24 protein-coding genes and 2 pseudogenes are annotated in these 26,610 nt (G+C 36.6%); 15 read left to right on the forward strand and 11 right to left on the reverse strand.

All coding sequences use genetic code 11. From position 1 onward, the window contains the following. Window positions 1-75 precede the first annotated feature (75 nt). The 7 genes and pseudogenes from tssD to D7004_RS03905 all read left to right on the forward strand — a co-directional run bounded on the left by tssD (window position 76) and on the right by D7004_RS03905 (window position 7,195). Entirely contained in the window at window positions 76-471 is a 396-nt protein-coding gene (gene tssD, locus D7004_RS03875) for a type VI secretion system tube protein TssD (protein ID WP_123204555.1), read from the forward strand. A 167-nt stretch (window positions 472-638) separates the two neighbouring features. Next, on the forward strand, window positions 639-2,522 hold the full coding sequence (locus tag D7004_RS03880; RefSeq protein WP_123204556.1) for a type VI secretion system Vgr family protein: 1,884 nt from the start codon (window positions 639-641) through the stop codon (window positions 2,520-2,522). A 2-nt stretch (window positions 2,523-2,524) separates the two neighbouring features. Then, the gene (locus D7004_RS03885) at window positions 2,525-3,385 is read left to right on the forward strand and encodes a hypothetical protein (protein ID WP_123204557.1); all 861 of its coding nucleotides are present in this window, start codon (window positions 2,525-2,527) and stop codon (window positions 3,383-3,385) included. Window positions 3,386-3,387: 2 nt separating this feature from the next. Next, a complete protein-coding gene (locus D7004_RS03890; protein ID WP_123204558.1) occupies window positions 3,388-4,983 on the forward strand; it encodes a DNA/RNA non-specific endonuclease in 1,596 nt (531 codons plus the stop codon). Window positions 4,984-4,995: 12 nt separating this feature from the next. Continuing rightward, window positions 4,996-5,424 carry an immunity protein YezG family protein gene (locus tag D7004_RS03895; protein ID WP_123204559.1) on the forward strand — a complete coding sequence of 143 codons (429 nt, stop codon included), beginning with the start codon at window positions 4,996-4,998 and terminating at the stop codon, window positions 5,422-5,424. Between the two features lie 38 nt (window positions 5,425-5,462). Next, complete coding sequence (locus tag D7004_RS03900) at window positions 5,463-5,792, forward strand: hypothetical protein (protein WP_123204560.1); 330 nt, start codon at window positions 5,463-5,465, stop codon at window positions 5,790-5,792. Window positions 5,793-5,972: 180 nt separating this feature from the next. Further along, window positions 5,973-7,195: pseudogene (locus D7004_RS03905) on the forward strand (IS256 family transposase). 136 nt (window positions 7,196-7,331) lie between these two features. Here D7004_RS03905 and D7004_RS03910 read toward each other — a convergent pair. After that, window positions 7,332-8,111 carry a tyrosine-type recombinase/integrase gene (locus D7004_RS03910; protein ID WP_123204561.1) on the reverse strand — a complete coding sequence of 260 codons (780 nt, stop codon included), beginning with the start codon at window positions 8,109-8,111 and terminating at the stop codon, window positions 7,332-7,334. 17 nt (window positions 8,112-8,128) lie between these two features. Here D7004_RS03910 and D7004_RS21220 point away from each other — a divergent pair. Continuing rightward, window positions 8,129-8,233, forward strand: a pseudogene (locus tag D7004_RS21220) (DUF6734 family protein); the annotation flags it as partial. Window positions 8,234-8,251: 18 nt separating this feature from the next. Here the strand turns inward: D7004_RS21220 and D7004_RS03915 are convergent. Then, window positions 8,252-8,884, reverse strand: a complete 633-nt coding sequence (locus D7004_RS03915; RefSeq protein WP_123204562.1) for a hypothetical protein — start codon at window positions 8,882-8,884, stop codon at window positions 8,252-8,254. 424 nt (window positions 8,885-9,308) lie between these two features. Beyond that, entirely contained in the window at window positions 9,309-9,806 is a 498-nt protein-coding gene (locus tag D7004_RS03920) for a DUF6252 family protein (RefSeq protein WP_148042748.1), read from the reverse strand. Window positions 9,807-10,376: 570 nt separating this feature from the next. On the opposite strand from D7004_RS03920, the gene D7004_RS03925 reads away from it, so the two are divergent. Together D7004_RS03925 and D7004_RS03930 are read left to right on the forward strand one after the other, a co-directional pair. After that, on the forward strand, window positions 10,377-11,159 hold the full coding sequence (locus tag D7004_RS03925) for a DUF6438 domain-containing protein (RefSeq protein ID WP_148042749.1): 783 nt from the start codon (window positions 10,377-10,379) through the stop codon (window positions 11,157-11,159). Window positions 11,160-11,588: 429 nt separating this feature from the next. Then, complete coding sequence (locus D7004_RS03930; RefSeq protein ID WP_148042750.1) at window positions 11,589-12,245, forward strand: hypothetical protein; 657 nt, start codon at window positions 11,589-11,591, stop codon at window positions 12,243-12,245. A gap of 42 nt (window positions 12,246-12,287) precedes the next feature. On the opposite strand, the gene D7004_RS03935 is transcribed toward D7004_RS03930, so the two are convergent. Genes D7004_RS03935 through D7004_RS03945 form a run of 3 tightly spaced genes read right to left on the reverse strand, consistent with a single transcriptional unit; the run spans window position 12,288 to window position 15,936 of the window. Further along, a complete protein-coding gene (locus D7004_RS03935; RefSeq protein ID WP_123204566.1) occupies window positions 12,288-13,640 on the reverse strand; it encodes a serine hydrolase domain-containing protein in 1,353 nt (450 codons plus the stop codon). 29 nt (window positions 13,641-13,669) lie between these two features. Next, the gene (locus D7004_RS03940; RefSeq protein WP_244214234.1) at window positions 13,670-14,383 is read right to left on the reverse strand and encodes a LytR/AlgR family response regulator transcription factor; all 714 of its coding nucleotides are present in this window, start codon (window positions 14,381-14,383) and stop codon (window positions 13,670-13,672) included. Next, complete coding sequence (locus D7004_RS03945; protein ID WP_123204567.1) at window positions 14,380-15,936, reverse strand: sensor histidine kinase; 1,557 nt, start codon at window positions 15,934-15,936, stop codon at window positions 14,380-14,382. The genes D7004_RS03940 and D7004_RS03945 overlap by 4 nt, the downstream gene beginning before the upstream one ends. 725 nt (window positions 15,937-16,661) lie before the next feature. Between D7004_RS03945 and D7004_RS03950 the strand changes: the two genes are divergently transcribed. Then, window positions 16,662-17,240 (forward strand): hypothetical protein, encoded by a 579-nt coding sequence (locus D7004_RS03950; RefSeq protein ID WP_123204568.1) that lies wholly within the window; start codon window positions 16,662-16,664, stop codon window positions 17,238-17,240. A gap of 233 nt (window positions 17,241-17,473) precedes the next feature. On the opposite strand, the gene D7004_RS03955 is transcribed toward D7004_RS03950, so the two are convergent. Continuing rightward, window positions 17,474-17,878, reverse strand: coding sequence for a hypothetical protein (locus D7004_RS03955; protein WP_123204569.1), 405 nt, complete (start codon window positions 17,876-17,878; stop codon window positions 17,474-17,476). 177 nt (window positions 17,879-18,055) lie between these two features. Then, a complete protein-coding gene (locus D7004_RS03960; protein ID WP_208646783.1) occupies window positions 18,056-18,472 on the reverse strand; it encodes a lysozyme inhibitor LprI family protein in 417 nt (138 codons plus the stop codon). 633 nt (window positions 18,473-19,105) lie between these two features. Between D7004_RS03960 and D7004_RS03965 the strand changes: the two genes are divergently transcribed. Further along, complete coding sequence (locus tag D7004_RS03965) at window positions 19,106-20,404, forward strand: DUF6973 domain-containing protein (protein WP_123204570.1); 1,299 nt, start codon at window positions 19,106-19,108, stop codon at window positions 20,402-20,404. Then, window positions 20,397-20,897 (forward strand): hypothetical protein, encoded by a 501-nt coding sequence (locus D7004_RS03970; protein WP_123204571.1) that lies wholly within the window; start codon window positions 20,397-20,399, stop codon window positions 20,895-20,897. Before D7004_RS03965 ends, D7004_RS03970 begins: the two co-directional genes overlap by 8 nt. Window positions 20,898-21,551: 654 nt before the next feature. Here D7004_RS03970 and D7004_RS20540 read toward each other — a convergent pair. Next, the gene (locus D7004_RS20540; RefSeq protein WP_167459403.1) at window positions 21,552-21,695 is read right to left on the reverse strand and encodes a hypothetical protein; all 144 of its coding nucleotides are present in this window, start codon (window positions 21,693-21,695) and stop codon (window positions 21,552-21,554) included. Between the two features lie 559 nt (window positions 21,696-22,254). Here D7004_RS20540 and istA point away from each other — a divergent pair. Further along, window positions 22,255-23,829 (forward strand): IS21 family transposase, encoded by a 1,575-nt coding sequence (gene istA / locus D7004_RS03975; RefSeq protein WP_208646784.1) that lies wholly within the window; start codon window positions 22,255-22,257, stop codon window positions 23,827-23,829. A gap of 18 nt (window positions 23,830-23,847) precedes the next feature. Next, window positions 23,848-24,573, forward strand: coding sequence for an IS21-like element helper ATPase IstB (gene istB / locus D7004_RS03980; protein WP_123204572.1), 726 nt, complete (start codon window positions 23,848-23,850; stop codon window positions 24,571-24,573). A 925-nt stretch (window positions 24,574-25,498) separates the two neighbouring features. Here the strand turns inward: istB and D7004_RS03985 are convergent. Together D7004_RS03985 and D7004_RS03990 are read right to left on the reverse strand one after the other, a co-directional pair. Then, on the reverse strand, window positions 25,499-26,359 hold the full coding sequence (locus tag D7004_RS03985; RefSeq protein ID WP_123204573.1) for a DUF3738 domain-containing protein: 861 nt from the start codon (window positions 26,357-26,359) through the stop codon (window positions 25,499-25,501). Between the two features lie 7 nt (window positions 26,360-26,366). Next, on the reverse strand, window positions 26,367-26,610 hold a 244-nt coding region (locus D7004_RS03990), incomplete at its 5' end, for an ATP-binding protein (RefSeq protein ID WP_167459404.1).

A 26,610-nucleotide genomic window follows, 5' to 3' on the forward strand; every position in this document is an offset into this window, starting at 1 on the left:
GTCTTACAAGTGTGAGGCATAACATTTAAGTATGCCAACAATTACTATTTATCTTTCAACTTTAAAAAAATTATCATGGCATTTAAAACCCGTTTAAACTTAGGATCAAAAGAATTTGATGTCCTACAATGCAGCTTTTCATTAAACAGAGATGTTGACGCCAAAGGCCGTCCCTCTTCAGGTGTTTACGGTGGGACAATCCACATCGAAATTGAATCAACCGAAGATACATCGGTAATTGAGTCGATGGTTAACAATCAATATAAGCCACAGTCCGGTACCATCATCTTTAAGAAAGGTGAAGAAGATGCGAAAATGAAAGAGCTGACTTTTGAAGATGGCTATATCGTTCAGTACAATGAGGGTATTGCAGTAAACGATAACACACCGATGACCTTAAGCTTTGTGGTATCGGCACGTAAATTAAAGCTTGGTAATGCAGAGCATGAAAATGATTGGCCAAAAGCTTAACACAATCAACCCTGAGGAAAACATGCCTTTACTTCCTTAACAAAAAGCAAACAGGCAGGCTTTTATGCCGCCTGTTTGTTCAATGAAAGTCTTATTACCATTATCATCTGTAACAAAAAGCGAAAACAGCAAAATTGTTTACAGGCTTTTGACTAAAAAAACCTCTTATGGAGAACAGACTTATTGCCGAAATCAATATCGAAGATAAAGCCATTACTCACTTTGATTCCTTCGTCCTCAAACAAAAGTTTAACGATCACCATTATTTTGAGCTTCGGTTCAAGCATGATCAGCTAGCACTCCCGGGCCTTATACGCCTTGACGATAGTAGGAATTTTGTTGGCAAAACGCTTACGGCATCTTTTGGTCATCAGACTGATAAGATGCAGGAATTTGCTGGCTTGGTTACAAAAGTAGAACTGGCACAAGACCATGGCTATCATGGGGTGCTGATCGTGAGCGGCTATAGCCCGACCATTTTAATTGATCGTGGGCCCGACCTCGGATCATACCTGGCCAAAGACCTGAATGAAATTGTAAAGCTGGCCACCAAAGATACACCAGCAAACGATCTGAAGATCGTGAGCAATGCTATTCGCAAGACACCGATAGATTACCTGATCCAATATAAAGAAAGCGATTTTGAGTTTTTAAACCGCCTATCAGGTGAGTACCATGAGTGGTTTTATTACGATGGAATACAGCTTAACTTCGGCAAGCCCGATAATCAAAAAGAAGTAGCATTGTTTTATGGTCGTGATGTACAGAGCTTGCAATATTCCATGGAAGTTGCACCAATAAAACATAAACGCTTTGCCTACAATCCTAAGCAGGATGAAATGCTGGAGAACGAAAGCAGTGGAGCTGCCAATGGAAGTCCTGATCTGGCACACGCAATACAGGCCTCGAATTCCATGTACAGTAAAACTTTTAATCAGCCGTCCATGATCAGGGTGGATAACAGCAACGACATTAAGAGCCATGTGGAAAACGAAGAAAAAGCTAATATCTCTGAACTTTTAAAGATCAGTGCCAAAGGGGATAATGCCGAATTGAGTATTGGCAGCATTGCCGAAATCACGATGAGCATCAGGCAGGAAATTGCTTTTGTGAACGAAAGCCTCGGTAAATTCTTGATCACTGGTATCAATCACCATATAGATGTTGGAGGAAAATATCATAATACCTTTGAAGGACTGATAGCGACAACCGAACGCATCCTGGTTAAGAATTACGAAAAGCCAGCGCCCGATATGCAGCTAGCTGATGTACTGGACAATGACGACCCACAGGGCCAAGGCCGGATCAAAGTAAAATTTAAATGGGAATGCCTCACTAATGACCCCAGCGAATGGTTAAGGGTCGTCAGCCCTAATGCTGGCAATGGCGATACAGGTAAGAACCGTGGCTTCCATGTGATACCAGAAAAAGGAGACCAGGTTGTGATTGCCTTTGAAGAAGGCAATGTTGCCCGTCCTGTGGTGATGGGCAGTGTTTACCATGGCAAGAGCGGCGATAGCAGCGGTTTTAAGAATAGTAATACCAAAGGACTGACTTCGCGAAAAGGCAGTGCCCTGACTTTTGATGACCTGAACCATGCCCTTAACATGGGTACCAATGCAGCAAACTTTATCAATATCAAAAACGGCCAGGCGTTGTTAACCGCACAGGCTGGTAGTAAAATTGTAATCCATACAGGCTTAAGTACAATTACAATGGATAAAGAGGGTCATGTATCTATTACTGGAAAATCCTTGAGCATTGATTTTACTGAAAGCATCGATATCCAGTCGCCGAAAATAACCATGGGTAATCTCGCCCCGGCTGAAGGAGCAACACCCGAACAGACGGATGCCGCAACCAAAACCATAGATATAAAGGGAGAAACCATTACCGTGGAAGGAAAAGATCTCATCGATGCCCAGGCCAAGGCCATGAACCTTGCCGCTTCTGAAAATGATTTCACGATTGATGGACAAAAGAACCTGACAATAGGCGCAGCAGCAACCGCTTCCTTAAATGGTGGCAAGGTCGAAATCAATAAAAGCTAGCCATGTTGTATAAAAAAAACTATCCAATAAATTTTGGATTAAAAGAAGGCATATCGGCAACTTACCGGATAGAACAACAGATCAGTTATACGGTTGATGATTACGAATATTATAATGAAATAAAAACCGATGTGCAGCTCGCCCTAGAAAAAAAGACAGAAACAAATAATCTGTTTTCCATCCAGATATTAAAGCAATGGCAGCTTAAAAATGATGGCACAGATGCAGTTGACTTGAGTATGGCCAGACTAAGGAAGAAACTTGTAATTGAGACGGATATACAGGGCAAGATGCTACAGGTAACAAACGTGCCCCAGATCATGGATGAATGGGTAAAAATAAGGCCCGAGCTTGCACAAAAATATGCAGATAACGCACGAAGCAAAGAATTGATCAATGAAGCTATTTTATTACTGTATTCGGATGATGGACTAAGCAGGGCGATACGATCATCATATCTTTACCACGCCCTATTGCCAGGACTGGTGGGAATAAGTTTTAGCAAAAGCAACAATTATTCATTTAGCGCCCACCGTGAAATACCCAATGCCTTTGGTCCTACGGGATTGCCGTTTAAAACAACAGTTACGCTGGCAGATTACGACGAGGAACTGCACAGTTGCACCATAAAAATAGATGGTGAAATAGACAGAGAAAATTTTGATAAAGATAGCGTGACTGAAATGTTCAGCCAACTACTGGACATCTATAACCTTGATGGCCATGTAGAGGGCTTTCACTTAGAAAGTTATACGTACGATAGAAATAGTTTGCCCATACAGTCTTCTCAATTAACGCAATATGCGATTGAAGGGGTGCTGATGTACCGGAGCAGTTGCATCCTTACACCATTAAACGATTAGTCATGGCAAAAAAATATGTTCCAGATGGGGCCTATCTGGTATGCGATAAAGGGCTGGGATATGGAAAGCTAAAGGTAACCAACCATAAGAATGTAAGCCTCTACGGCAAACAGTCGGCCACTGAAGGTGATAAGATACCCATGGTAAACATTCCATGCCTTGGCATCTGTTCCATCACCAAAACCAAATGCCAGCCCGTACCATTACTGTGGCAAGGAGTGCAGGAGAGCATCACTATTGGGCCTTACCGCAAGCTCCTCGAAGATTCAAAGCTGCCATGCGGTCTTGGTGGCAAAATCGGCATCCATTTCAGTGTAGCCGAAGCCCTGGCCGCTATTGATGCAAATGTATCGGCAATGAAAAGCAGAGCGGTTAAAAGCCTTGGCGCAAAAGTTGATGATTGGTTCCAGAAAGGTTTTAATGCGCAGGAAAAAGCTAACAATAAAATTGGTGGTATTTACGGCAAATACGAAAATTTTAAACTCGGAATAAATGAAGGTATTTACGGTGGCGTTAAAGGCATTGGCGAAGGGTTGCTGTTTCTCGGCGAAATGGGTGATAAAGCAAAGGGAGCAGCCTTACATGCAGTAACCCACCCAACCGAAACTGCGGGTAAAATAAAAGATGCCGCCGTAGCCACCAAAAACGCTGTAAGTGATGCTGCCGGCTGGGTTACCACCGACGGAAATGTAGAAAAAGTAGTAAAAGATTTTGGGCAGGCACACGTAAATGCCTATAATTGGGTAACCACACCTGGTAACGTAGAAAAGGCAGCCGGCACCGCCCTGAATAAAACTGGCGAAGCTTTGAAAGATGCCACAGATTGGGCGGCAAAACAAAGTCCGCGCGATTGGGGCAGATATACCGGACGTGGTGGTTTTGAGGCCGCGCTAATGTTTACGGGCGTTGGTGAAGCGAAAGCCGTGGTAAGTGGTGCAGAAGCAGCAAATGTAATGGCCAAAACTGGTGAAGTAGCCAATGTATTATCCAAAACTGCTGAAACAGCCAGATTAGCAAGAGTAGCAGAAGAAACTAATGCTGCTGCAAAAGCTGCTGAAGCAGCCAGCGCGGTAGAAAGAGCAAAGAATGCCAGAACTCTTGGCGAGGTGGTCTCTACTACGAAAAAGGCACAATTTGAAACCGTTATTTTGGAAGATGGTTCAAAAGTAAAACGATTAAAACCAAATCAAGATTATGAAGTTAATGGGTATAAATATAAAACAGATAAAAACGGTCGCATAAATGAAGTTGAAGGAGAATTAAAATTAGAAAAAGGAGGTAGAAACCCATACGCGCAAAGAACTGTGGGTAAGGCAGATGGCAGGTTGACGGAAGATCAGGGTGGTCATTTAATAGGCGATCAGTTTGGAGGCCCTGGTGGAAAAGAAAATTTGGTACCAATGGATGGGGCAGTAAATAATTATCACAAGGGAGAATGGGGCCAAATGGAGAAAAACTGGGCTGAACAATTAAAAAACGGAAAGTCTGTCAAGGTTAAAATCGAGCCGATATATTCAGACAATACAATACGACCATCAGCGTTCAAAATAACAGAGACAATAGACGGAATTACAGAAAAATTAACTATTTTTAATTAACATTTAAAGCCCATGGATATTACAAATAATCTTATAAATCAGATAATACAAATTTCAAATTCTAATATCTCATCAGATAATTGGGATAGCTTTACTATAAATATTTTTGCGATAAATAAAATGATATCCATTAAAGCGTTTTATGAGGAAAATGGAGAAATAGTTTCATTTGATCCTGAAGCCAACGGAGAAGATATTACTCTTAAAGTTAAAAAGTTAAGGGAGGAAATGTACAAGTTATCGCCTGATAAAGGGGCTTGGTATACCAGTATCATATCAGTTACCAATGACGGGAAATTTAACATCGATTTTGACTATGACGAAAAACCCGAATTTAAATATGAGCCTAGCCCAGATAAGTTCATTGATGACTTAAATACGTTCCCCCGTGAGAAAGATTTAATACCAGATTGGTTAAATAATATCATTGCATTGAAATAATTTGCAATTCTCTATAACAGGCAAATCAGAAATTTTCTATGACTGTTGATGAAATATACGAAAAGATTGGGTATTCGATAACTAATGCTATTAAAGTTGATAATTGGAATAAAGCACAACTTGCCTTAGAAGTTGTTGGTGACAGCGTTGATTTCAAAGGTTATCTAAATGAAAATGAAAAATTTGATGCACCAGGTGGATTTTCGTTGGCGAAATCAATATTAAATCTTCATGAAATAACCACTGAAGGTGGCAACAACAAATGGAACAGAGCAATATTCACCTTGTTCTCAACAGGCAAATTCGATATGGAATTTATTTGGGATCAGGAATTACAGGATGAAGTAGAGAGATTGAGTAAAGAATAAGATCACTGGTTGTTAAAGTTAAAGGAATCAATAAATTTAATTAGGATTTCTTTAACTTTTAACTTGGAGCATCTTCATTAGATACAATCTTCGAGAATATTTAGCCAATTACTAAGTCTAAGAGAGTGTAAAATAAACTGTGTCAAAAGTTAAAATTACTAACTTTAGATACAGTTTATTATGACGAGAGAAGAACAGCTCGATTATGAGCTAATGAAACAAAAAGCCCTTGAGCAATTGCGTTCGGGCAAATCCTTGTATGGCAAAGATGGTGCTTTCGCTCCTTTGCTTAAGAGTTTTCTTGATTCTGCCCTTGAGGCAGAAATGGAAACCCACCTTGACGAGAATGAGCGTTTTTCAGGTAACCGGAAAAATGGTAAGACCTCGAAGGACATCAAAACTTCCGCTGGTACAATTTCCATTCAGACCCCACGAGATCGAAACGCTACCTTCGAGCCCGAAATTATCCGCAAAAGAGAAACCATTTTAGCAGAAAGTCTTGAAGGTAAGATTATTGGCATGTATGGATTAGGCATGAGCCTGCGTGATATCTCCAAGCACATCAAGGATATGTATGATACTGATATCAGTCACGCAACACTTTCCGCTATTACGGATAAGATTATACCCGAGGTAAAGGAATGGCAATCCAGGCCACTTGAGGAGCTCGACACAATCGTTTGGCTTGACGCCATGCATTACAAAGTAAAAGAAGATCACCGAATGGTATCGCATGCAGTATACAATATTCTTGGGATAAACCGCCATGAACATAAGGAACTTTTGGGGATGTATGTATCCCAGAGTGAGGGTGCCAACTTTTGGCTGAGTGTGCTTACCGATCTACAGAACCGGGGAGTAAAAGATATACTAATTGCCTGCATCGATAACCTGAACGGATTTCCACAGGCGATTAATGCTGTCTACCCGCAAACGGAGATACAAACCTGCATCGTTCACCAGATACGCAACAGCCTCAAATATGTTGCCTCAAAAGATCAGAAAGCTTTCATGAAGGACTTGAAACCTGTTTATCAGGCAGAAACCCTTGAGCTGGCAGAGCTGAGACTAGAGGAGCTTGATGAAAAATGGGGCAGGAAATATGAAAAAGTTCTGGAATCCTGGCGAAGAAACTGGTCTAACTTACCAGCTATTTTCGCTATGATGCTGCCATCAGAAAACTCATTTACACCACAAATACCATTGAGGGATTCCATCGACAGGTAAGAAAGGTCACCAAAACTAAGGGTGCATTTACTTCAGATATGGCGCTGCTTAAACTCATCTATCTGGCGCAAAAGAATATCAGCCAGAAATGGACTATGCCTCTGAGCAATTGGGCTACAACTGCTCAAAAACTGGCCATTTGGTTTCCTGATAGAATGATACTAGATTTGAATTAGATTTTTTGAGAAGCATTATTTTAGATTGACACAGTTTATTTCACATACCCAAGTCTAAAGCCTCATCTACTTTTTTCTTTGAAAAGTTTGATTGGTATATCATTGTTGTTTGAATGCTCTCGTGTCGATATAACTCTTAAACTACCCTGGGATGTACTCCCAATTCTTCTGCACGCTGTGCGAAACTATGCCTTGTTACATGTGTTGATGACTTCTTTTTAATGTTCAGCATAGCAAAAACTTTCTTCATCTTGGTATTTTGATAATTTACAACATGAGCAATTCTTTTTTGCAATTTGAATAAATTGTTTAGGCTATCTATAAATTTCAATTCTGGAAAAATTAAATCATGCTTTCGTTCGTCCTTTTTGTATTGCTCTAAAATTGGATATATCTTTTGCGGTATTTTAAGAGAACAAGGTTCATTGTTTTTTGACATGGTGTAAAACAACCTGTCATTCTGAATATCTCTCCATTTTAACAGAAGCACGTCCGTTATCCGCATTCCTGCAAAATAGTATGCAGTTAACCAGATATTTCTTGCATGGTTTAAAATAGGGTCATTTGATAAATCCAAATTTTCAAGTTCTACGATTTCTGTATCTATCAACCCAATTTTTGAAGATTTAGGAAACTTGATTGAAATCTTCCCCTCTTCCCCAAATGGATAATTTTTGACATCCGTTACAACTGCTTTAATAGCTCTATTGTAAAGCGTTCTCATAAGCAACAAATGGTTTACGACCGTACGCTCGCTAATAAACTTTGGCTCTTCCGACTTTTTATGATTTTTATTTTTACAGGTTCTTAAATAACGTTGGTATTTTTCCAATAGGCCAACGGTAATTTCAGAAAAACGAAGGAATCCATCCCTTAATGTGTATCTTTCTCTCAGCTGTAAATTTACTTGAACCAATTACGGCAAATAAAAAAATGTCTCACATAACGAAAGATTTGCTAACAAATCAATCCGGATGGCTTTCTCCAGAATATAATATGGCGTGCTGGGTGTTAAGCTGTTTACAGTTAAAGAAATATTGTACAGAATTAATGCGATTACCAATCGGGTCTCCAGTTTGCAAGTATCTCTTTAGAGAGTTTTTTCTTCTCATATATCTCACCGAAATGGCGTTCCAAAATAATGGAATCACCTTTTACAACTCCTTTTTGGTTACTGATAAATAAATTGCAATTTCCAATCGTAGATGTCCTAGTCTGGATTTCGCCGTTTTCTTTGACGACATAATAGCCCATTTTTGCTTTTAAGGGATTGAAATCGTCCCGCTTCAAATTGGCGGTATCACTTTTGGATATGATAAACAGGCCCAGTTTCCCACCTCCGTAAAATTTAAGATAGTTAGTGTAGGGATAATCCGTGTCACTATCTTTTTCATAATATGTATATTTTTCTAGCGACTTATTGTAAAAAAAGTTTGTTTTAATCTTAAATACCGAAGAGGTATCGATGAGATTGTAATGATTATTAGTTCTATCCAACTTTGGAATAGCTTTCCGATGTAAACCATAACTGGTTTTAACTCCTGTGTAGCAGCAGGCACTGAAAAATAAAACAATACTTGCACCAAAAAATATTTTTTTTAACATAATAAAGATTGATTTAGTGTTTTGAACTGCATAAAACCACCCAGTTCCAGGATTTATTCTCAAAACACATTTGCCGTTTTTCAATTAAACACTTGTAGTTAAACCAATATTAATGGCATTCCATATTCGATTGCTGAATTTAAAGTATTTTATTATAAAAATACTGTTATCAAAACAAACAATATATGTATGCATGTTATTGAAAAATTCAATTTAATATTTGAAGAGAAACTGGCTTTCGGTAAATTATTACTGTAGCATCAAATATCCCAAGCAGCAGTATGCTCAACCGGCCTCCACGCTTTCAACTATGAATCAAATTGAATGTGAAAAGGATTAATCGAAAGTATCGATGATGCTAAGAAAGGAAAATATTATCAATGATTTTCTCAACACCAGCCTGGTCCTTTTATTATTTAATATTAGGCATAATTTGAAGTTAGGATCGATGGAAGAAATAAACTACATATATCCGTGTGTAACGTTCATGAGCATAACTAGCTCCTAACTAAAAATCAAAATAGGCTAAGTTGAACTCTCCTTCTGTTATTTCAGAAGCGTATAATGTAGTCTCATTTAAGCATTTAAAACGAAACCTACCGGTTATCCGTTTAGCTGATTTGTCGAGGCTAATGATTTCCAATTCGCCTTCATAACCTGCTTTTGTTTTATATTCACCCTTAAAATCATTTTTACTATAATATCCAAATTGTAGCGTACGCATATTCAATGCGTATCTTCCCGGGGTTATCATAGCAGCACTTGTGTAAATACCAAAACCTATTTCTTCTCTAGATTTAGTATTTCTCGCCTTTATAAATATTTCCTTGTCACCATTAGTAAGATGCGCTTCGGCCTCACTCAGTTTCAAATCATCGCTATAAGGATTCCAAACAGTACCATTAAGCTTACATTTAAAGTTTGCATTGATTTCATTATTATCTTTTTTACAAGATCCAATGGTCACTGATAGTGCTGATATCAAAATTAGAATTGATATTTTCATAAGAGATTTTAGAATTCCGTTAATATTTAATACTACAATATTAAACTTTTGATAGAACTAGTTCATTCACGTTTAATTTTGTTTGTTGCTACTGATCTAGGATTTCTGTCGACTTGTAAACATTGACTTTCCTATAACACTTCTTTTAAATTTAGTTATCCAAATAAATCACAAGATTTTAAATAATAAAACTACTAATATTCCTTTTATCAAACGGAGCTTTTTCGGTTAGGATAAAATTAAAGATGAAGGCTGTTTTTTCCTTAAAATTAACATTTTTATAAGGAACGGGGTTTTCCTAAAAAAAAACGTTCGAGTTCTGATAGACAATAAGTTTTGAGCGTAAATAATTTGTCTCAAAAAACGAAAGAAAAACCTTTTAAAATTTAACTGATAACGATATCCACACAATTTAATTATATTAGGTAAAAATAAAATAACATGCGTCTCTCTGCAATATTGATATTATTAATTTTCTTTTTCAATTCCGCTACTTACGCTAATAGGATCGATGGTTTGTTAACTGATTCCGATGTAAATGATTTCGTTAAGTCGGAAAATCCCCAATTTGTGAAAGATAAATTCGGAAAATTTGAAATACAACCAACGGATTCTCTTTTAAAAAATCTTGCATGTGACGGCATATTTACTAACTGGAATATAAAAAATTGGGAAAAGGTAGATGTAACCAATGATGGTTTAACAGACTTGGTTTTTATCGCATATTGGTATAATTATATAACCTATGCTTTCATAGATAAAGGGAATAATAAGTTTCAACTTATCAGATTTTCTAAAAATTCATTTGAAAACTGTGAGCTTATAAAGCCAATAAGAATTGGCACAAAAAACTATTTAAGACTCTTTCGCAAAACCCAACAACCTGACCTGACAAATAAAATTCCTTTTTCCTACAGGGATGTTATAATTACTGATACACTAGTTTTTAAATATAACAGTTTCGTTGAGTTGGAAACACCTGGGAATGATATTGTAAAATCTATCAAAATGAATACTTCAGGTTGTTTTGGTAGTTGTCCAATATTTAATTTGACACTATATCCTAGTGGTAAAGGTGATTTCGAGGGAATTGAATTTACCAAAACCAAAGGTAAATCTTCAAGAATTTTATCGATGGATATATTTAAAGAATTAAGTGACTTGGCAAACTACATAAATATAAAAAAGTTAAATGATCAATTTCAGGTTCCATGGACAGACGACCAAACAGCCACGTTAACCATAACCTTCAAGAATGGTCTAAAAAAAACTATCAGAGATTATGGCATGCAAGGAAAATTCGGATTGAGCGCTTTGTATTCAAAAATGACGTCTCTTGCTGTAAATTGGTGATAGATAGAAATTAATAGTTAGCAAAACGAATGAAACAGTCTCAAAAAACGAAGAAATAAAAATTTTCAATTAGAATAAGCCTTGAAACAAATCCAATGTTAACAATATAATGCTCAAACTCACCGAAAACGGAAAGAAATGTAACAAATTCTATTCATATTCTATAAACTGATTTCAAACTTGTGTTTATCTATTGATACTGTATTTATTAATTATTAGTTGAGAAAATGTTATTGACCTAAATACAAGGTTTTATTTTATTTTAACAAAAAATGAGTATGTTTAAATGAAATTTGATAGCCCAATAATCGTTTATTAACGACAATTACTCTTACAAAATCGGAATTGAAATCATGAAATTAGATTAAAATCTAAATTTCTTAAGGTTTCATGAATTTATTAAATCATCACCTATAAAAAAGTAAAGAAATGAGACTGTTTTTATTTTGTGCTATTTTTTGTATGGCCACCCCTTTCTACACAAAGGCACAAACAACTGCCGATATTGTTCAAACGCTTGAACAGAAATATAATTGGTCAAGAGCTAAAGTTATAGAGGAAAGTGTTACTATTAATGGGCCATCAGAGATGTTCACCAGGATTATGTCTGATAAGCGCTCTTTTGATATTTCAACTTTTTCTTATTTAAGTTCGTATCTAGGCAAGTATTTTGACAAGGTTTATGGCACTAATATATTAAGCTCAGCAGAAAAAACATCCGTAAATACCACAGCTGAACAAAAAGCTGCATGTGCTAAAGAAATCTCCAAAATCTCGGGCAAATTGCATATCACATTAAATGCTCAGGGTGTTAAACTAACAGATAATAGCTACGAACTGAGCATGACAACTATAACCACTATAGGAGAATTCCTAAATCCTGAAAGAGGCGTTGGGGTCTCGTCAGGATGGAGACCTATTGCGAATAAAATTGCTATCACAATTAATACACTAAATAAATCTGGGCAACCTATAGTTAAGTGGAATAAGGATTTCACTACGTGTATAATAGATCTGCCCATAGTAGGTGACACCAATTATTCCAGTATAATCTTAGATGGTTTAAAGAAGGGCGGAAAAATTTAACTATTAAATAATGAGGGAATAATGGTAAGATACGCCGAAGCCTTAATTCCTTTTAATTGCTTCACGTTTCGTTTCACCCATGATTATCGTAATAATATCTTTATTCGACTTCTTTCCGAAAATCAATTCCAAACTTTCCTCGGTTTCGCCGAAAAAACGATTTTCACTTTCTGGAAGTGGAACAGAGCTATTTCCATTTTTTGGATAGACAACTAATTTCCCACTCTCTAATTTTACTTCAAGAACTAAATGTGATTCTAATATTTCATAAGTACCAACATATTTAACAAGTTTAATAGGTTCCAAATGAATAGCTTTTTTCTTTATGGGAAGATAATAAGGCTGTCCATAAAGTATGGAGATAATTCCCTTAGCTATCATGTCTAAACCTGGCACCTCGTAGTTGGATAGTAATATTACCGCCACATCTTCATCTGGAATCCTGGAAAAATTACTTCTAAATCCCCAGACTGCTCCGCTATGGGAAACCCTACGTTTCCCTTGTAGAGAATCAATTATCCATCCATATCCATAAGTTTTGGTATAGGGCTTATATGCACGTTCCAAAGATTCTTTACTGATGAAATTACAATTTTGCAAGATTTCATGCCATTTATATAAATCGAAAACATTGGAGTAGATCGCTCCTGCGGAATAAGTGCCTGCTGAGTCCATTATGGGTGTTTCCTTGCTATAGTTTTTTCCAGTTTCAGCCCAGTAACCCTTTGCCTTGTCGTTTTTTCTGAGGCTGCCAAAATCGAATCCGGTGTTTTTTAACATATATGGTGTAAAGATGTACTTTCTGATTGCTTGTTCATATGTCATATTTGTAAGCTTGGAGATGATGTTTCCTAATAAATAATACCCTCGATTACTATAGTTAAATGTTATTCCAGGTTCAGAACTGAGTTCAGTTCCATTCAGTTCTGCTAACAATAGTTGTTCTCTGGTCAAGACCGTCCTATCATATTTCTCCCTCTTTTCCTCTATATTTCGATCGTTAATGCCCGAAGTATGGTTCAATAGATTTGCAATCGAAATACGACTGCCATATTGATACCCTGGATAAAACCTGATAATTTTATCATCAAGGGAAAGTTTTTTTTCTTCAACGAGTTTTAGAATCATTGCTGAGGTGAAAGTTTTAGTTACAGATGCAATACTAAATATTGTACTATCTGTATTCAACGTTTTTGAGGCTTGGTCTGAATACCCATAACCCTTAGCTAACAGGATCTTGCCTTTCACCGCCACCAACACGGAGCCATTAAATTCTTGAATATTTGTATAAGCACCGACGAGCGAATCAACTTTGGAAGCAAGTTTACTTTGGGAAAAAACAGGCAAAACGAATCCTATTGACAATAGTGTTGTCATTAATTTTTTAAAGTTCATATATGGTTTATGTTATTCTGATATTTTTATTAAGATAGTGATTTCAACAGGTTTTCAATTTCGGAAATATATGATGGGCCAATGGGAATTTCAGTTTCATTCAGCCACACGCTCCTTTTATCCACCTTAGTTACTTTATCTCTGGCAACTATAAACGAACGGTGTACCCGAATGAATGAATTTATCGGAAGCAAGGATTCAGCTTCTGAGACGGTAAGACGTGAGGTTATAGATGTTTGGCCATCTAAATGCAGCTTCATATAATTACCACTGCTTTCGGCATAGCGCAGATCAGTCAAATCAATTTTAATCTGTTCAAAGCCACTTTTTATAAATATGCTAGGCAAGGATTTTGATTTTAATTCCCTATTGTTACCTTTCAACTGATGCAACTCATAGGCTTTATTACAAGCTTTTAACAGACGTGCAAATGAAAACGGTTTTAAAAGGTAGTCAACAGCATCCAGTTCAAAGCTTTGAACCGCATGTTCACTGTAGGCGGTAGTAAAGATTATCATCGGCGGTTTTGGCAGTGATTTTATAAACTCTATACCAGAAAGACCAGGCATTTTGATATCTAAAAAAATTAATTGAATTTCATTTTCGCTCAGGTAACCAATCGCTTCAATTGCCTTGGTGAAGCAGGCTGTTAGTTTTACAAAAGGCATTTCTTCCAATAAGTTTTTTACAACCTCCAGAGCAATAGGTTCATCATCAATAGCTATAGCTTGCAGTTCTTTCATGACTTAGGGGCTTTTGTGTCAATAACTAATTTGATGATAAATTCTTTTTCGGTTGATGAGTGATTTAACTCATGTTGCCCCTCATAAAACATCATCAGTCGTTCCGTAACGTTTTTTAGGCCAATACCAGCATGTTTCCTTTCTGGATCATTTGCATCTACTTTATGCAGACTGTTCCTAACGTTAAGAGTAATGCGTTTACCATCACAAGACAGCGAAATATTTATCCAAGACTTTTTGTTTAAATCAATCCCATGTTTAAATGCATTTTCCACAAAAGGGATTAGCAACATTGGAATGATTTCATGATCATAGTTATCAATAGTAAATTCTTCGCTGATGTCGATTTCCTCCGAATCCTGAATGCGCAATTTTTGAAGGGCTATATAATTCTTGAGATAACTGATCTCGTTGCTTAGGGGAATGAAGTCAAGATGATTGTCATCGAGCATAAACCGCATCATATCACCTAGCATTTGTATGCCGTTAGCAGTTCTTTTGGAGCCATCGATCAGGGCCGTGCCATATAACGTGTTCAATACATTAAACAAAAAATGCGGATTGATTTGTGAACGCAAAAATTGTAGATCAGCGGTCGTTTTCGATAATGCAATTTTGGTACCTCGCAATTCCAAAATTTTATCTTTTTTCTGTTGGTAGAGCATCCAGGTGATTGGTGTAACTAGTAAAAGTTGAATAGACCAATTTATTGGCCACACATTAATATTTATTCCAAGATGAAACAGAAATCCCATGAAAGGAAATGAGCATAAGAAGGTACAAATTGAAAGCGTCAAAATCAACCTAACAATATTGTTGGAGGTATTTAAAAGCCGAGGGAAAAGCCAGTAGATATTGGTGATGTATATGATAATAGCAGAAGGTATAAAGACAAAATACGCACCATAATTGGCATCGTCTTTAATAAGATTAAGAGATAATACAAGTGCAGGAAACAATAAGAAGATACATAAGGACGAGGATATTTGATTGGCAATTAGTACCCGGTAATTGCTCTTTGAGCCGGAATTTTCTATACGGTGAATAACCAGTTCTCGCAAGGTGGCAAAAATTCCGTAAGCAGCTAAACAGATTAGTGCCCTGTCAAAACCTGCCCACAAATCAGTTAATGGGTACTCGTTATATCCAAGTAAAGCAAATATTCTGAAATCAGCATAGTTGTTCCAGGCCGGCCGCGCATAATAGGTTGCAAAATTTACACCAATTGCTAGAAAATAAGCCAGTAATAACACCTGAATTAAAACCCAGGCATAAATGAAAAATGAGCCGTTAGTGTTTCGCCGGATTTGAGGGATGGTAATCTTATTAAGCCAGAAATAACTAAACATAAACAATAGGACTACACCGATTCGCGGTAGCAAAAGGTAGGCTGAATAATTAAAATGAACGTTGGGATGAGATTTAAGATATTCATTAAATCCAGAAATATAGACAGGTATGAAACCTAATTGCTGTAAAGTGTAATTGATAATAGTCATCAAACCGAATAGGGCAATGAGCAATTGCTCGTGTTTTCTTATTTTGACTTTCATTGTCTGAATATTTGATACAATGATACGCCATTGAATAATATACTTTCTATAAGTGTGACGAATACCATTTCTATGGGATGGAGACCTTAAGTAGGTTATGAAAAACAAATAGCATCATACTGAAGTGGTATTTTGGAAGTATATTTTCTGAATTTCAGAAAAGCATATTGATCCCAAATCAAAATTTATTATTCCGACGGCCATCTAATGTAAAAGCCGCAATAATTTATGCATTAAGTACTAAATATAAATTTATCTTTCATATTATTTTTTATTAAAAAACGGTGGATTTTTTAATGAGACTAAAGACTTTCATTTAATGTTATTAGTCTCAAAAAACGAACAATTTTGAAAGGGGTAATAGTCGAATTTGCTGTCAGGATATAAATTAAGATTTTCTTAAATAATTTATGGAATAGCAAATTTTAAACATCATCTATACATAAAGAAACATTTGCTTTTGCTTGCACTTTTACAAGGTTTAATCGCTCTTATGAGTATGCGTGCCTACTCTCAATAGCAATTAAAAAGTCTTCCTCCTAGTGTTGCAACGAAGATCCCATCTGGTCCTTGGTGCCTTATTGTAATAAATAATATCCCAATTTGAAACTGAGAGATAGACCTACCAATTGGGGAGCCTGGGTATATTTATTCCTAAGTATGATAATACTAAAATTCCAAGTCAATTTTTTAATGTGATAGTAATAACAGGTAATAAGTAGGATATGAAAACGAGAATACAAGTCATAATAATAATTTGTGTTAATATATTATTAACAATTAATTATACTAGTCTTTGGTCACAAACTGTAAAAGACTCTTCAGCTGATATAAGTATCATTAAGAGGAACATAAGCATTTATAATGTAATTAAACAAAATAATGGAACAAATCTTATAACAAGAGATTTAATACTAAATCCTAAATTTATAACGAATTTAGACTTGCTATCAAAAAATGAATCTGAAAAAACTTTCCCTAATATTGTTGCTGATTATATATTAATTATTACTCCAAAAGCAGGAATCAAGTTTTTAACTTTAGAACAGATATTCAATCGTTATAAAATTGATAAAAAATTGTGGACGTATCAAATTTTAATTAATAATACTGAAACAGAAGATTCTAAAAATCTCTTATCCGATGAAACTTCCATATCCAAACTGGTTGTAAATGAAAAGAGAAAATACATTAATATAGTTACTAACCTTAATAAAGGATCTTTAGAATTTAAGGAAAGAGCAATTAAGTCTAAAGAAGAATTTCTTAAAAAAGCAAAGAGTCTTAATTTGAAAGATAAGTGAAATTTATATCTAACTTGGATAAACCAGAATGGATTGACCACGTCCTGCCAGAAATAAATTTGCCATAAAGTGTTACTTGTCAATTGATTAGTAACTTGACGGAAAGGGGTTAATCAGATTGGTTTATCCAACACAATATTTTACAGGCGATTTTAATGGAAATACATTTAAGCCAGATACCGCAAAGCAAAAATGGGTGATATTTACATTAATATGCTAGAAAACATCTCATCTTATTTGCAGTAGTAAGCATCGAAGTGCCCTTTAAAATCAATATTCTGTTCCGGCCATTTCACATTAACTTGGCCGATCACCTTATCCCCTGTAATGGAACTGATGGTGATAATGGTTTGTTCTGAAGAGAATAATGAACCATTCTGACCGCTTGGATCGCCCGGATCATTAACTAGGATATAGGTATCATTACCCGAAAAAGTGCCAGTCTTTTTGGGGACCGTCAGGCGTATCGAAAAATCGCTCAATGGTGAACTACAGGTTTTGGATCCATCTCCTGCTATGTATATACTGAACAAGTCTTCGGGGCGGTAGTTGTTCATACCAAATTTTGTATAGCGCTCCTGTATAACTTTTGCCGTAAAAGACGATCCGTATAACTTACCTGTAATTACCGGCGGCATATCTATTTCAGGTCGGGGTTGATCTTCCTTTTTCTTACAGCAAGTGAATATACTGATCAGTAAGATTAGACTAAAGAATCGTTTTAGGAGCTGATAAAAAGTCATTGTTATTGGTTTGAATAAAAGTATAGGGAATAGATAGGATTAATTAATACATCATTGAAAGACCAGAATGTGCTATGATTTCATCCTGACCGAACCCAGACAAACTTCACCTTCTTCGATTCCGGTAACCCATATATTTAAAAATTTAATCCGGTCTTTAGTCAGCGTTTCTAGGTATATCGATTCGCACATGGGTGACACCGAACCATAGGTTCCGCTGTGAGGGTATTTTGCGGCCAGTTCTGCATCACGAAGTTGGATCCAGAGCCGCTGGGCATTCCTGAATTTTTTAATGAAAGTAGTTTCCCTGGAATAGCTTTTCAGGATCTTTTGGTATACGACATTTAGTTCCGCATCTGCCTTTTTAAAATCCGAATAGGCCTTGATATTCATGGCGGTTTGCGACTGTGCAAAACTCGGAGCGATAAAGAGCATAGTCATGACGACAAAAGCCAATAGGAAAATCTGGGATTGGTACAGCTTTTTCATGGGTTCGATTATGGATATTTGCAATCTAAACCATCGAAAGATTCTTTTGTTTGAGCAACTTGTTCATCGTGCTTGGACACATTAGTACATTTGACCAGTTCTCGCCAATTTACAAATATAAAGCAAATCAAAAACTCACAACAAATCTATTGCGGGTGAGGCGGGGGTCAATTTATCCATCACGTCCTATATTTTAAATTAAGGAAGTCATCCATCCCTAATGTATATTTTTCTTTTAGCTGTAAGTTCGTAGGCGCTAGTTAAGACAGATAGAAAAATGTCTTAGAAAACGAACTTTTAATTTGCCATTATATTTTATCATTTACTCACTATCAAAAACTAATAATTGAGTTTGATTAATGAAATGAGTTTATGATAATACAGGAAAAAAGCGGAGTACAGCAGGATAATCGTAGGCAACTCTGCTAACTATAATATTCTTAAGTCCTACCTCCTGAAACCTTTTAAATAATCAGGGAATTTTGATGATATCCTAATCATGACCAATAGCTATAATTAGGGCTTTTTACAGCATCTCTCTTTTTGGTATGATAACCTTAAAACCATATAGAATTAATATCTAGACTTTACCTTTCGGCATCAATTAATAAATCTCATATCTAAATTATTATCATGAAAAAATTATTATTTTATCTTGTAATTTTAACTGCGCTCTCGTGCAAAAAAGATGCAGAAACAAGTTCTATCGATGAGCCTACCACGCTAAATTCGCAATTGACTATTGAAAATGCTCGAAAGATTTTGAACAATGAAAAGAACCAAAACAAAATACATTTGGTTAATCCCTCAGAGGCAATTACTGAAAAAATTAAAACGAAGGTATCTTGGGCTAATGCAGTGCAATATGCTTTGAATGGAGTAGATGTCGTAGAAGTGCCTTATAAAATGGATACATTGGTGGTCAGAGATTATGCGGCTTCATCTTTGACTCGAAAGTCTAATAGAACTTTAAGCGATTTTGTTCAATCAACACTTATAATTTATAAGAAAAGAACAGATTCGATTGTTACTATGGAAGTATTGAAATATATTCCTGGTGAAGAATCTTTTAATAATCCCTTTTACAAAATTCACAGTTTATCATTAAATAATCTAGGTGAGTGGACAGGATATATCGAATATTCGCATACCAATGGTGAACTTTTTTATTTAAGCAAAGTAAACAATGGGACAATTGTTAACGTTAAGGCGGCGGCAGTGAGAAAATCGTCTAACAGAGGAGAAATGAACACTCAGTCAGGACCCTGTGTGGTCTGTATCCCTAAAACTGTTAGGATTTGTGCTGGACCTTATCCAGGTTCCCCATTGGAAGTCTGTTATGACTATCCAACTGGTGAGGAATGCATAGACTATTGTCCAGGTGTTCCAACAATACCTCCCGGAGGTACGGTTCCAGTAGACAGTGGTGTGGCTCCTGACGGTTCTGTAGCATATACAATAGAGTTACAAGCATTCGAAGTTGGATATAAAGCTCAGATGAAGCCTGGAGAACTTGTTATTTTTAATAACATGACACGTATAAATCAACTACGATATTTGGTAAATGCACAAGGAGCTATAGAGTTAGCCAATGAATTATTTCCTGGAAATCAAACCAATACAAAAGCAGATTCTTTCAGACATGCTTACTTCAGCTTATGGAATACTTACAGTATAAATAGAGACCTTGCGAAACAATTAGGTGATGCGCATGAAGAAGGCACGCCTGCTAACCCAATGGATGAAATGGCTAAATCTATGGATTTATGGAACAATTACGCTGGGAGAAGTTTATTTTCTAGCATTAGCTCCTCTTCTTTAAATCGAAGGGATGAATTTAAAAATCTCGTTCTTTCATTGATGAATGCAGGAGAATTAAAATATATGAAATTAGTGGGTTTGGAGTATCAATTGGTATATACTAATGAATAAAATTATGAGAAAAAATGCTTATTTATTGTTAATAGCGTTCACACTTTTTTTTGCATGTAAGAAGTCAAAAGTTCAAAATGTAAATCTGAAAAATTCTTTTAATTCTCAAATTCTTTCATTGAAAAACAATGATAAATCTGATAGCTTAAAATTAGATTTATGTTCTTTCATACCATTAAAATGGGACAGTTTGATTGTAGTAACAGGATATGCGACTCCTAGGACGTTAAAAGCTTTTAATTTCGAAAATCAAAATGTTGTAGGGCAATTTATTGATATGGTTCCTGAAAACTCTGTTACCTTGCTTTACATCAAAGGGAACAGTATTGTCGGATATAGTGACCTGCCTTCACCATCACTAGATTTCGGAAGAATAAGCAAGCATTATAAGTTAGGTTTTACTATAATGCATGAAAGCGAATGCGGTAATCTGATGATTAAAAAATATATTGAAAATGGAAAGACATATTTTAGATTTGATAATCAACCTTAAAAATAGCAATTCATGCATTCGCTAACTTCTAAAGTCAGGATTGGTCCGCAATAGAAAAAGTTGATAATTATTTTTCCCTATAAAAAAATGTTCTGAGAAAAATAATCTAATATCATCTGAAACCGTTAGCACGTATAATCACCAAATCAAATTGTCTTAAAAAAATAAAATGTATATTAAAAATAGTGTTTAAACAACATTTTCCAAGGGTTTAAACACTATTTTTGCCTTGTAATTGAATCCCTAGACTTGATCATCTCCCTGATCTTTTTCCTATCTTCATCACCCCCAGATACGTCAACAATCCAATTCCCACTCTTATCCTTACTAAGCCTTTTTCTAAAATTCCTCAAAAGTACCTTAGCGGAATCTGCTTGAGACTCATTTCTGTTTAAAGTCCCCTTACTACCATTAAGCTTTAAATAAATATCAAAATTATAATTATCTTTAGCATACTTTAAGAGTTGAGAAGTTTCTCATAACTTAGTATCAAGGCTATCATTTTTGGCTTGTAGTTTGTCAATTAAAGCAACAATCTGACCTCCAGAAACCTCTTTATTATTAATTAAAATACTAATATTATTAGTGATTGTTTTTGTAGAGTCAGTGTATTTTTCAATTTTTTTATCAAACTTATCACCCTTTAGTTTTCAATTAATTATAGAATCCTGCCTGTTTATAGAATCTCTTAATCAATTGTTGTCGTAAGAAATGAATGCTGTCTTTTAATGCTTGCTTTTTGTTCTCCTCGGCATTTCCCTTCACATCAGCTAGCTTTTCTTGAAAATCGATCCTCATGTGGTAATTATATTTTTATGATCACTTTCAGACATATATACGTTACATTCATAGCCTGTCTTGAGCAGACGAGATACAGCGACAATGATAGCAATAATCGCAGCCCCCCCATCCAGTTAAGATCCAGTCTTTGAAATTAAAATTTGTATTAGCTATAAATCTGATTAAGCATGAAAAGTATAACTATTTTTCAAATAGATACAAAGGCTTATTAAATGCGTGATATCAATAGACAAAAATGGCTTTTGCTCACCTAATTAAGGGCTGACACATGATAATTTGCATATTCCGCTCTATAGTTTACCACCATTCCACTATAAACCTTACCAGTAATTCCGCTGCATAGTTTACCAGTTTTCCGGAGGAAATATTACCAGGTATTCCATTTCAAATCTTACCGGGTATTCCGGAGCAAAGTTTACCATTTGTAACGATTCAAGGGTCTTAAACGCCTGACATTCCGGCACAAAGCTTACCACTTAATCCACAGCAAAGTTTACCATTAAGAGTGATTTACTACCGTTTCCTATAGTTTTGATTAGGATCAAACTATATAGAGATGGCAAATAAACTACTCAGTATGCAAAAAGTAAGACAGATACTCCTGCTTCTTAAACGTGGTTACTCTGAGCGTGAGATCGCCAGGCAGACAGGGGTTTCCCGACCGACCATTCATCTGTACTCGAAGTTGCTTAAGGCTACCGGTACCGATTACGATGTGCTTTTTAATATGGGAGACAATGATTTAAATACCCTTGTCCATTCCCAAAAGGAACAAAAGGATGAGCCCATCGATCTAAGAAAGTTTCATTTTCAGCAACAGGTGGGTTATTTTCTTCTTGAACTTAAACGTGTTGGTGTTACCAGGTTCTTGTTATGGCAGGAGTATCTAAAGTTATATCCATCAGGGTTTCAGTATTCCAGGTTCTGCGAACTTCTGGATATCGAGCTTTCCTCACGCAAGCCAAGTATGCGCATGGAGCACAAACCCGGTCACCTTCTGGAGATCGATTTTGCAGGCTCAAGACTTGAATATGTTGATCGCGATAGCGGAGAGGTAATAGAGTGTCCTGTTCTGGTTGGAGTACTTCCATTCAGCAGCTATTGTTTTGTCATGGCGCTGCCGGATGCAACCCTGGTAAATGTTATTGGTGGCCTCAATAGGATGCTGGAATATTTCCAGGGAGCTCCGCTGAACATTATCTCTGATAATATGAAACAATGGGTGGTTAGGACCTGTAAGTATGAGCCTACCTTTCCTGAGCTTCTGGAGCAATGGGCATTACATAATAAAGTAGGGTTACTGGCTACCCGCCCTGGTCGGCCAAAGGATAAACCATCGGTTGAGAATCAGGTGCTCATTTCCTATAGAAGGGTCTTTGCGCTTTTACGCAATGAAAGCTTCTATAGTCTGGACGAACTAAACAGGGCTATTCTTAAAAAGGTAGACGAGCACCACCAGTTAAACTTCCAGAAAAAGAGCTACAGCAGGATGAGTCTTTTTCAGTCTGAGGAAAAGCCACTGTTGCAACCTCTGGCCGTTCAGCCATTCGAACTGTCCCACTACACAAAGGCAAAGGTTCAGAAGAACTATCATGTAGTGGTCGGTGAAGATTGGCATTTCTATAGCGTACCATTTGCTTATCTTGGCAAAAGCGTAACCATCATTTATGATTCAGACCACGTTGAAATCTATTATCAACTTGAACGGATTGCCATACACAAGCGAAGCTTTAAAAAGCATGGATATACCACAGATCTGGAGCATATGCCGGAAAATCACAGAAAAATTGCTGAAAGGCGTGGTTGGGATCCTGATTATTATTTACTCAAAGCCGAGCAAAACGGTCCGGCCACCCATCAGTTCTTCAGTAAGCTGATGGAAAGTAAGATCTCCATTCACCAGGCTTATGGGCCATGCCTGGGTATTCTCAGGCTGATAAGTTCTTTTGGTTCGGTGCGTGTCGAGAATGCCTGCAAGAGGGCATTGAGAGGATATAAATATAATTACGGGGTACTCAACAATATCCTATCCAACAACATGGATCTCCAGGAGGATGCTGTACCTGAAGGTTCACCAATCCCCGGCCATGACAATCACAGGGGAGCGAAGGCATATGAGAGGCTAAACTAGAAATCAATTCCAAATAAAATGAATAAACAATCAACACTGGAGCAGCTTAATTCACTTAGGCTGCCCGGCATGGCCAAACGTTATCAGGCTATGTTAAACCTACCCAGTCATCAACAGGAAGATGCATATACCCTGGTAGCAATGCTGTGCCAGGCTGAAATTGAGCATCGAAACTTTCAGCGAACCGAGAGGTTGTTGAAAAACAGCAGGCTCCGTTACAATGCACTGCTTGAGGAAGTGATCTGCAAACCGGAACGTGGACTGACCAGGGAGATGCTTGGCCAGTTATCCGATGACAGTCTGGTCAATAGGTCTCAGAATATCCTCATCCATGGGCTGACCGGTTGCGGGAAAAGTTACCTCGCATGTGCACTGGGAAGGAATGCCTGCCTGATGGGACACAAAGTACTGTATCTTGCCATGAACAAATTCCTGGAAGCTATCGGACAGGCAAAACTTGACGGGACCTACCTAAAGTGGATCAAAAACATAGCTGCACACGCAGTTGTTATTCTAGATGACTTTGGACTAAAGCCGCTTTCCCATGATGCAAAACTCGCACTGCTGGATATTCTTGAAGACAGGTATGGAAATGGTTCAATCATCATAACCTCCCAGCTTCCGCTGGATAAATATTATGAGTTCATTAACGAACCTAGCCTTGCGGATGCAATACTTGACAGACTGACAGCGTCGGCACATAAAGTTGAACTCACGGGGGAATCTTTGAGAAAGAAAAAATAAACCTTATTATTGTTAAACAAAAAAACAACTCTTATAATAAACCAGCTGTCGCTGGTAACCTTTGCGTCGGAAAACCTGGTAAGGTTTCAAAGCGGAAATACTGGTAAACTTTTCTCGGAATATCCAATAATTTAAGTCCTGCAACATATTCATTATACAACAATGAAAACGTTCTGGATCATTTTTCTCAAACTGAGATAGTGTCAGTGGAACCCTTTATGCCCAATAGTTGCACCATAATCGATGCAGAGATATAAGCATTACGTAAAATTCAAATCCACATCTACATATGAAGAAAAATAAAGCACATATTGTTTTATTAATATTGCATATTTTGAATTGAACACATCATTTCTGATGCAGACCGACCTAAGGTATTGGGACCGTTCAGCATTATAAGCTGACAACTTTATTGGGTAAGTTCAAATAATCATCTCATTTACCATCAAAAATGGTGGATTTTTGACAGGACTTAAAATTTCCTTTTTAGTTATTGTCTCAAAAAACGAAGGTTCCGCCTAGAATATGATGAGCTTTGTCAACCTATAATGAATTAAAGAAAAAGGGACCGTGATCTGTGATCATAGTCCCCTTATCTAAATTAACGCTCTCATATACTATAGCGTTTAAACTTTTGATTTATTGTTCATGCTAAAAAATACTAGAGAAATTTTTTATTATAAAGTAAAGGTTTCCGACAAAAGAGAAGTAAATGACTTATTAAATGAACTTTTAATTTGCCATTATATTTTATCATTTACTCATTATCAAAAACTAATAATTGAGTTTGATTAATGAAATGAGTTTATGATAATATAGGAAAAAGCGGAGTACAGCAGGATAATCGTAGGCAACTCTGCTAACTATAATATTCTTAAATCCTACCTCCTAAAACTTATTAAATAATTAGGGAATAATGATCATCTTATCTAAAAACTAACATATCAATCTCCCTTTCTGACTTTGTTAGCTTTAATCCTAAATTTGCAAGTGATTTTTCCAGGTCCCCTTTCTTTTCAGGGATAAAAGTAAAAGTGATGTTGTACCGCTCAGTGTTGTTGGTTCCATCAACAACGGGCAAGTCCACCAGACCAAACTCTTCTAGGTATTGTGCAACGTGTCTTAGCTTAATGCCTTCTCCGCTAAACGTATCCCCACTACCCTGAAAATCTCCTTTAGTAGAATTTGACCTTTTCAGACTGGGAAACTTGATATTGTCTACAGCGGTAAGCACATAAACGGGTTTCAACCGTTTTTCTAGATTCGCTTTTAAAGTTAATTTTTCCTGTAAATGCTTACGTAGGGTAGGCAATAATTCTGCTTCCTGCCCTTTAGGTACAATTAAATCGATGCAATACATTTTTGATTTTTCAATTGCATTGTCTTTACAGGTTAAATCAACGGTTCTTCCGTAAGGTAATTCTCCATAAGCAATCCTATAGGCCAGTTCAAGCGATATATTTATCATGCTTATCCTCCGGTCTTTAAAGATGCTGTCATTCTTATAGTTTCGGGAACTGCTAGGTAGCCCATCTATTTTTGGTAACAGGGTAAACTTCTCTTTAATTGTATCTATTACTCTAAAATAGGTACTCCATGGATCTTTAGTGATGATATCTGCCTTTAGTGGCAAGTCAATTCTCATTCCCGCTAGTACATCGGCAATAACTTGATTAGTGATGTTTTCTGGGTCCGTGATCGCTATTGGATATTCTGGCAATATTGACCCCAGTAATGCATGATACTGACCCCCCTCGGGGATTTGGCCTGTCATAGCTGACGGCATGACAATTTTACCTTTTTTTTCTTAGACTTTCTCCTTTTAATTCAATTCTATAAGATGTGTGCACCATACGATCCAAAAAGGCGTCGGCCAGAGTTGAATCTCCAAAGATGTCCCACCATTTTTCCACTGGTAGTTGACTGGCAATTATAGTTGCTTTTTTTGCATGCCGATCCTCAATTATCTCCAGCATATCCATTCGCTGTTGCTGTTCGAAATGAGTTAGTCCAAAATCATCCAAAATAAGAAGATCA

It is taken from the genome of Pedobacter jejuensis, assembly GCF_003725795.1.
GTDB classification, from domain to species: Bacteria; Bacteroidota; Bacteroidia; order Sphingobacteriales; family Sphingobacteriaceae; genus Pedobacter; species Pedobacter jejuensis.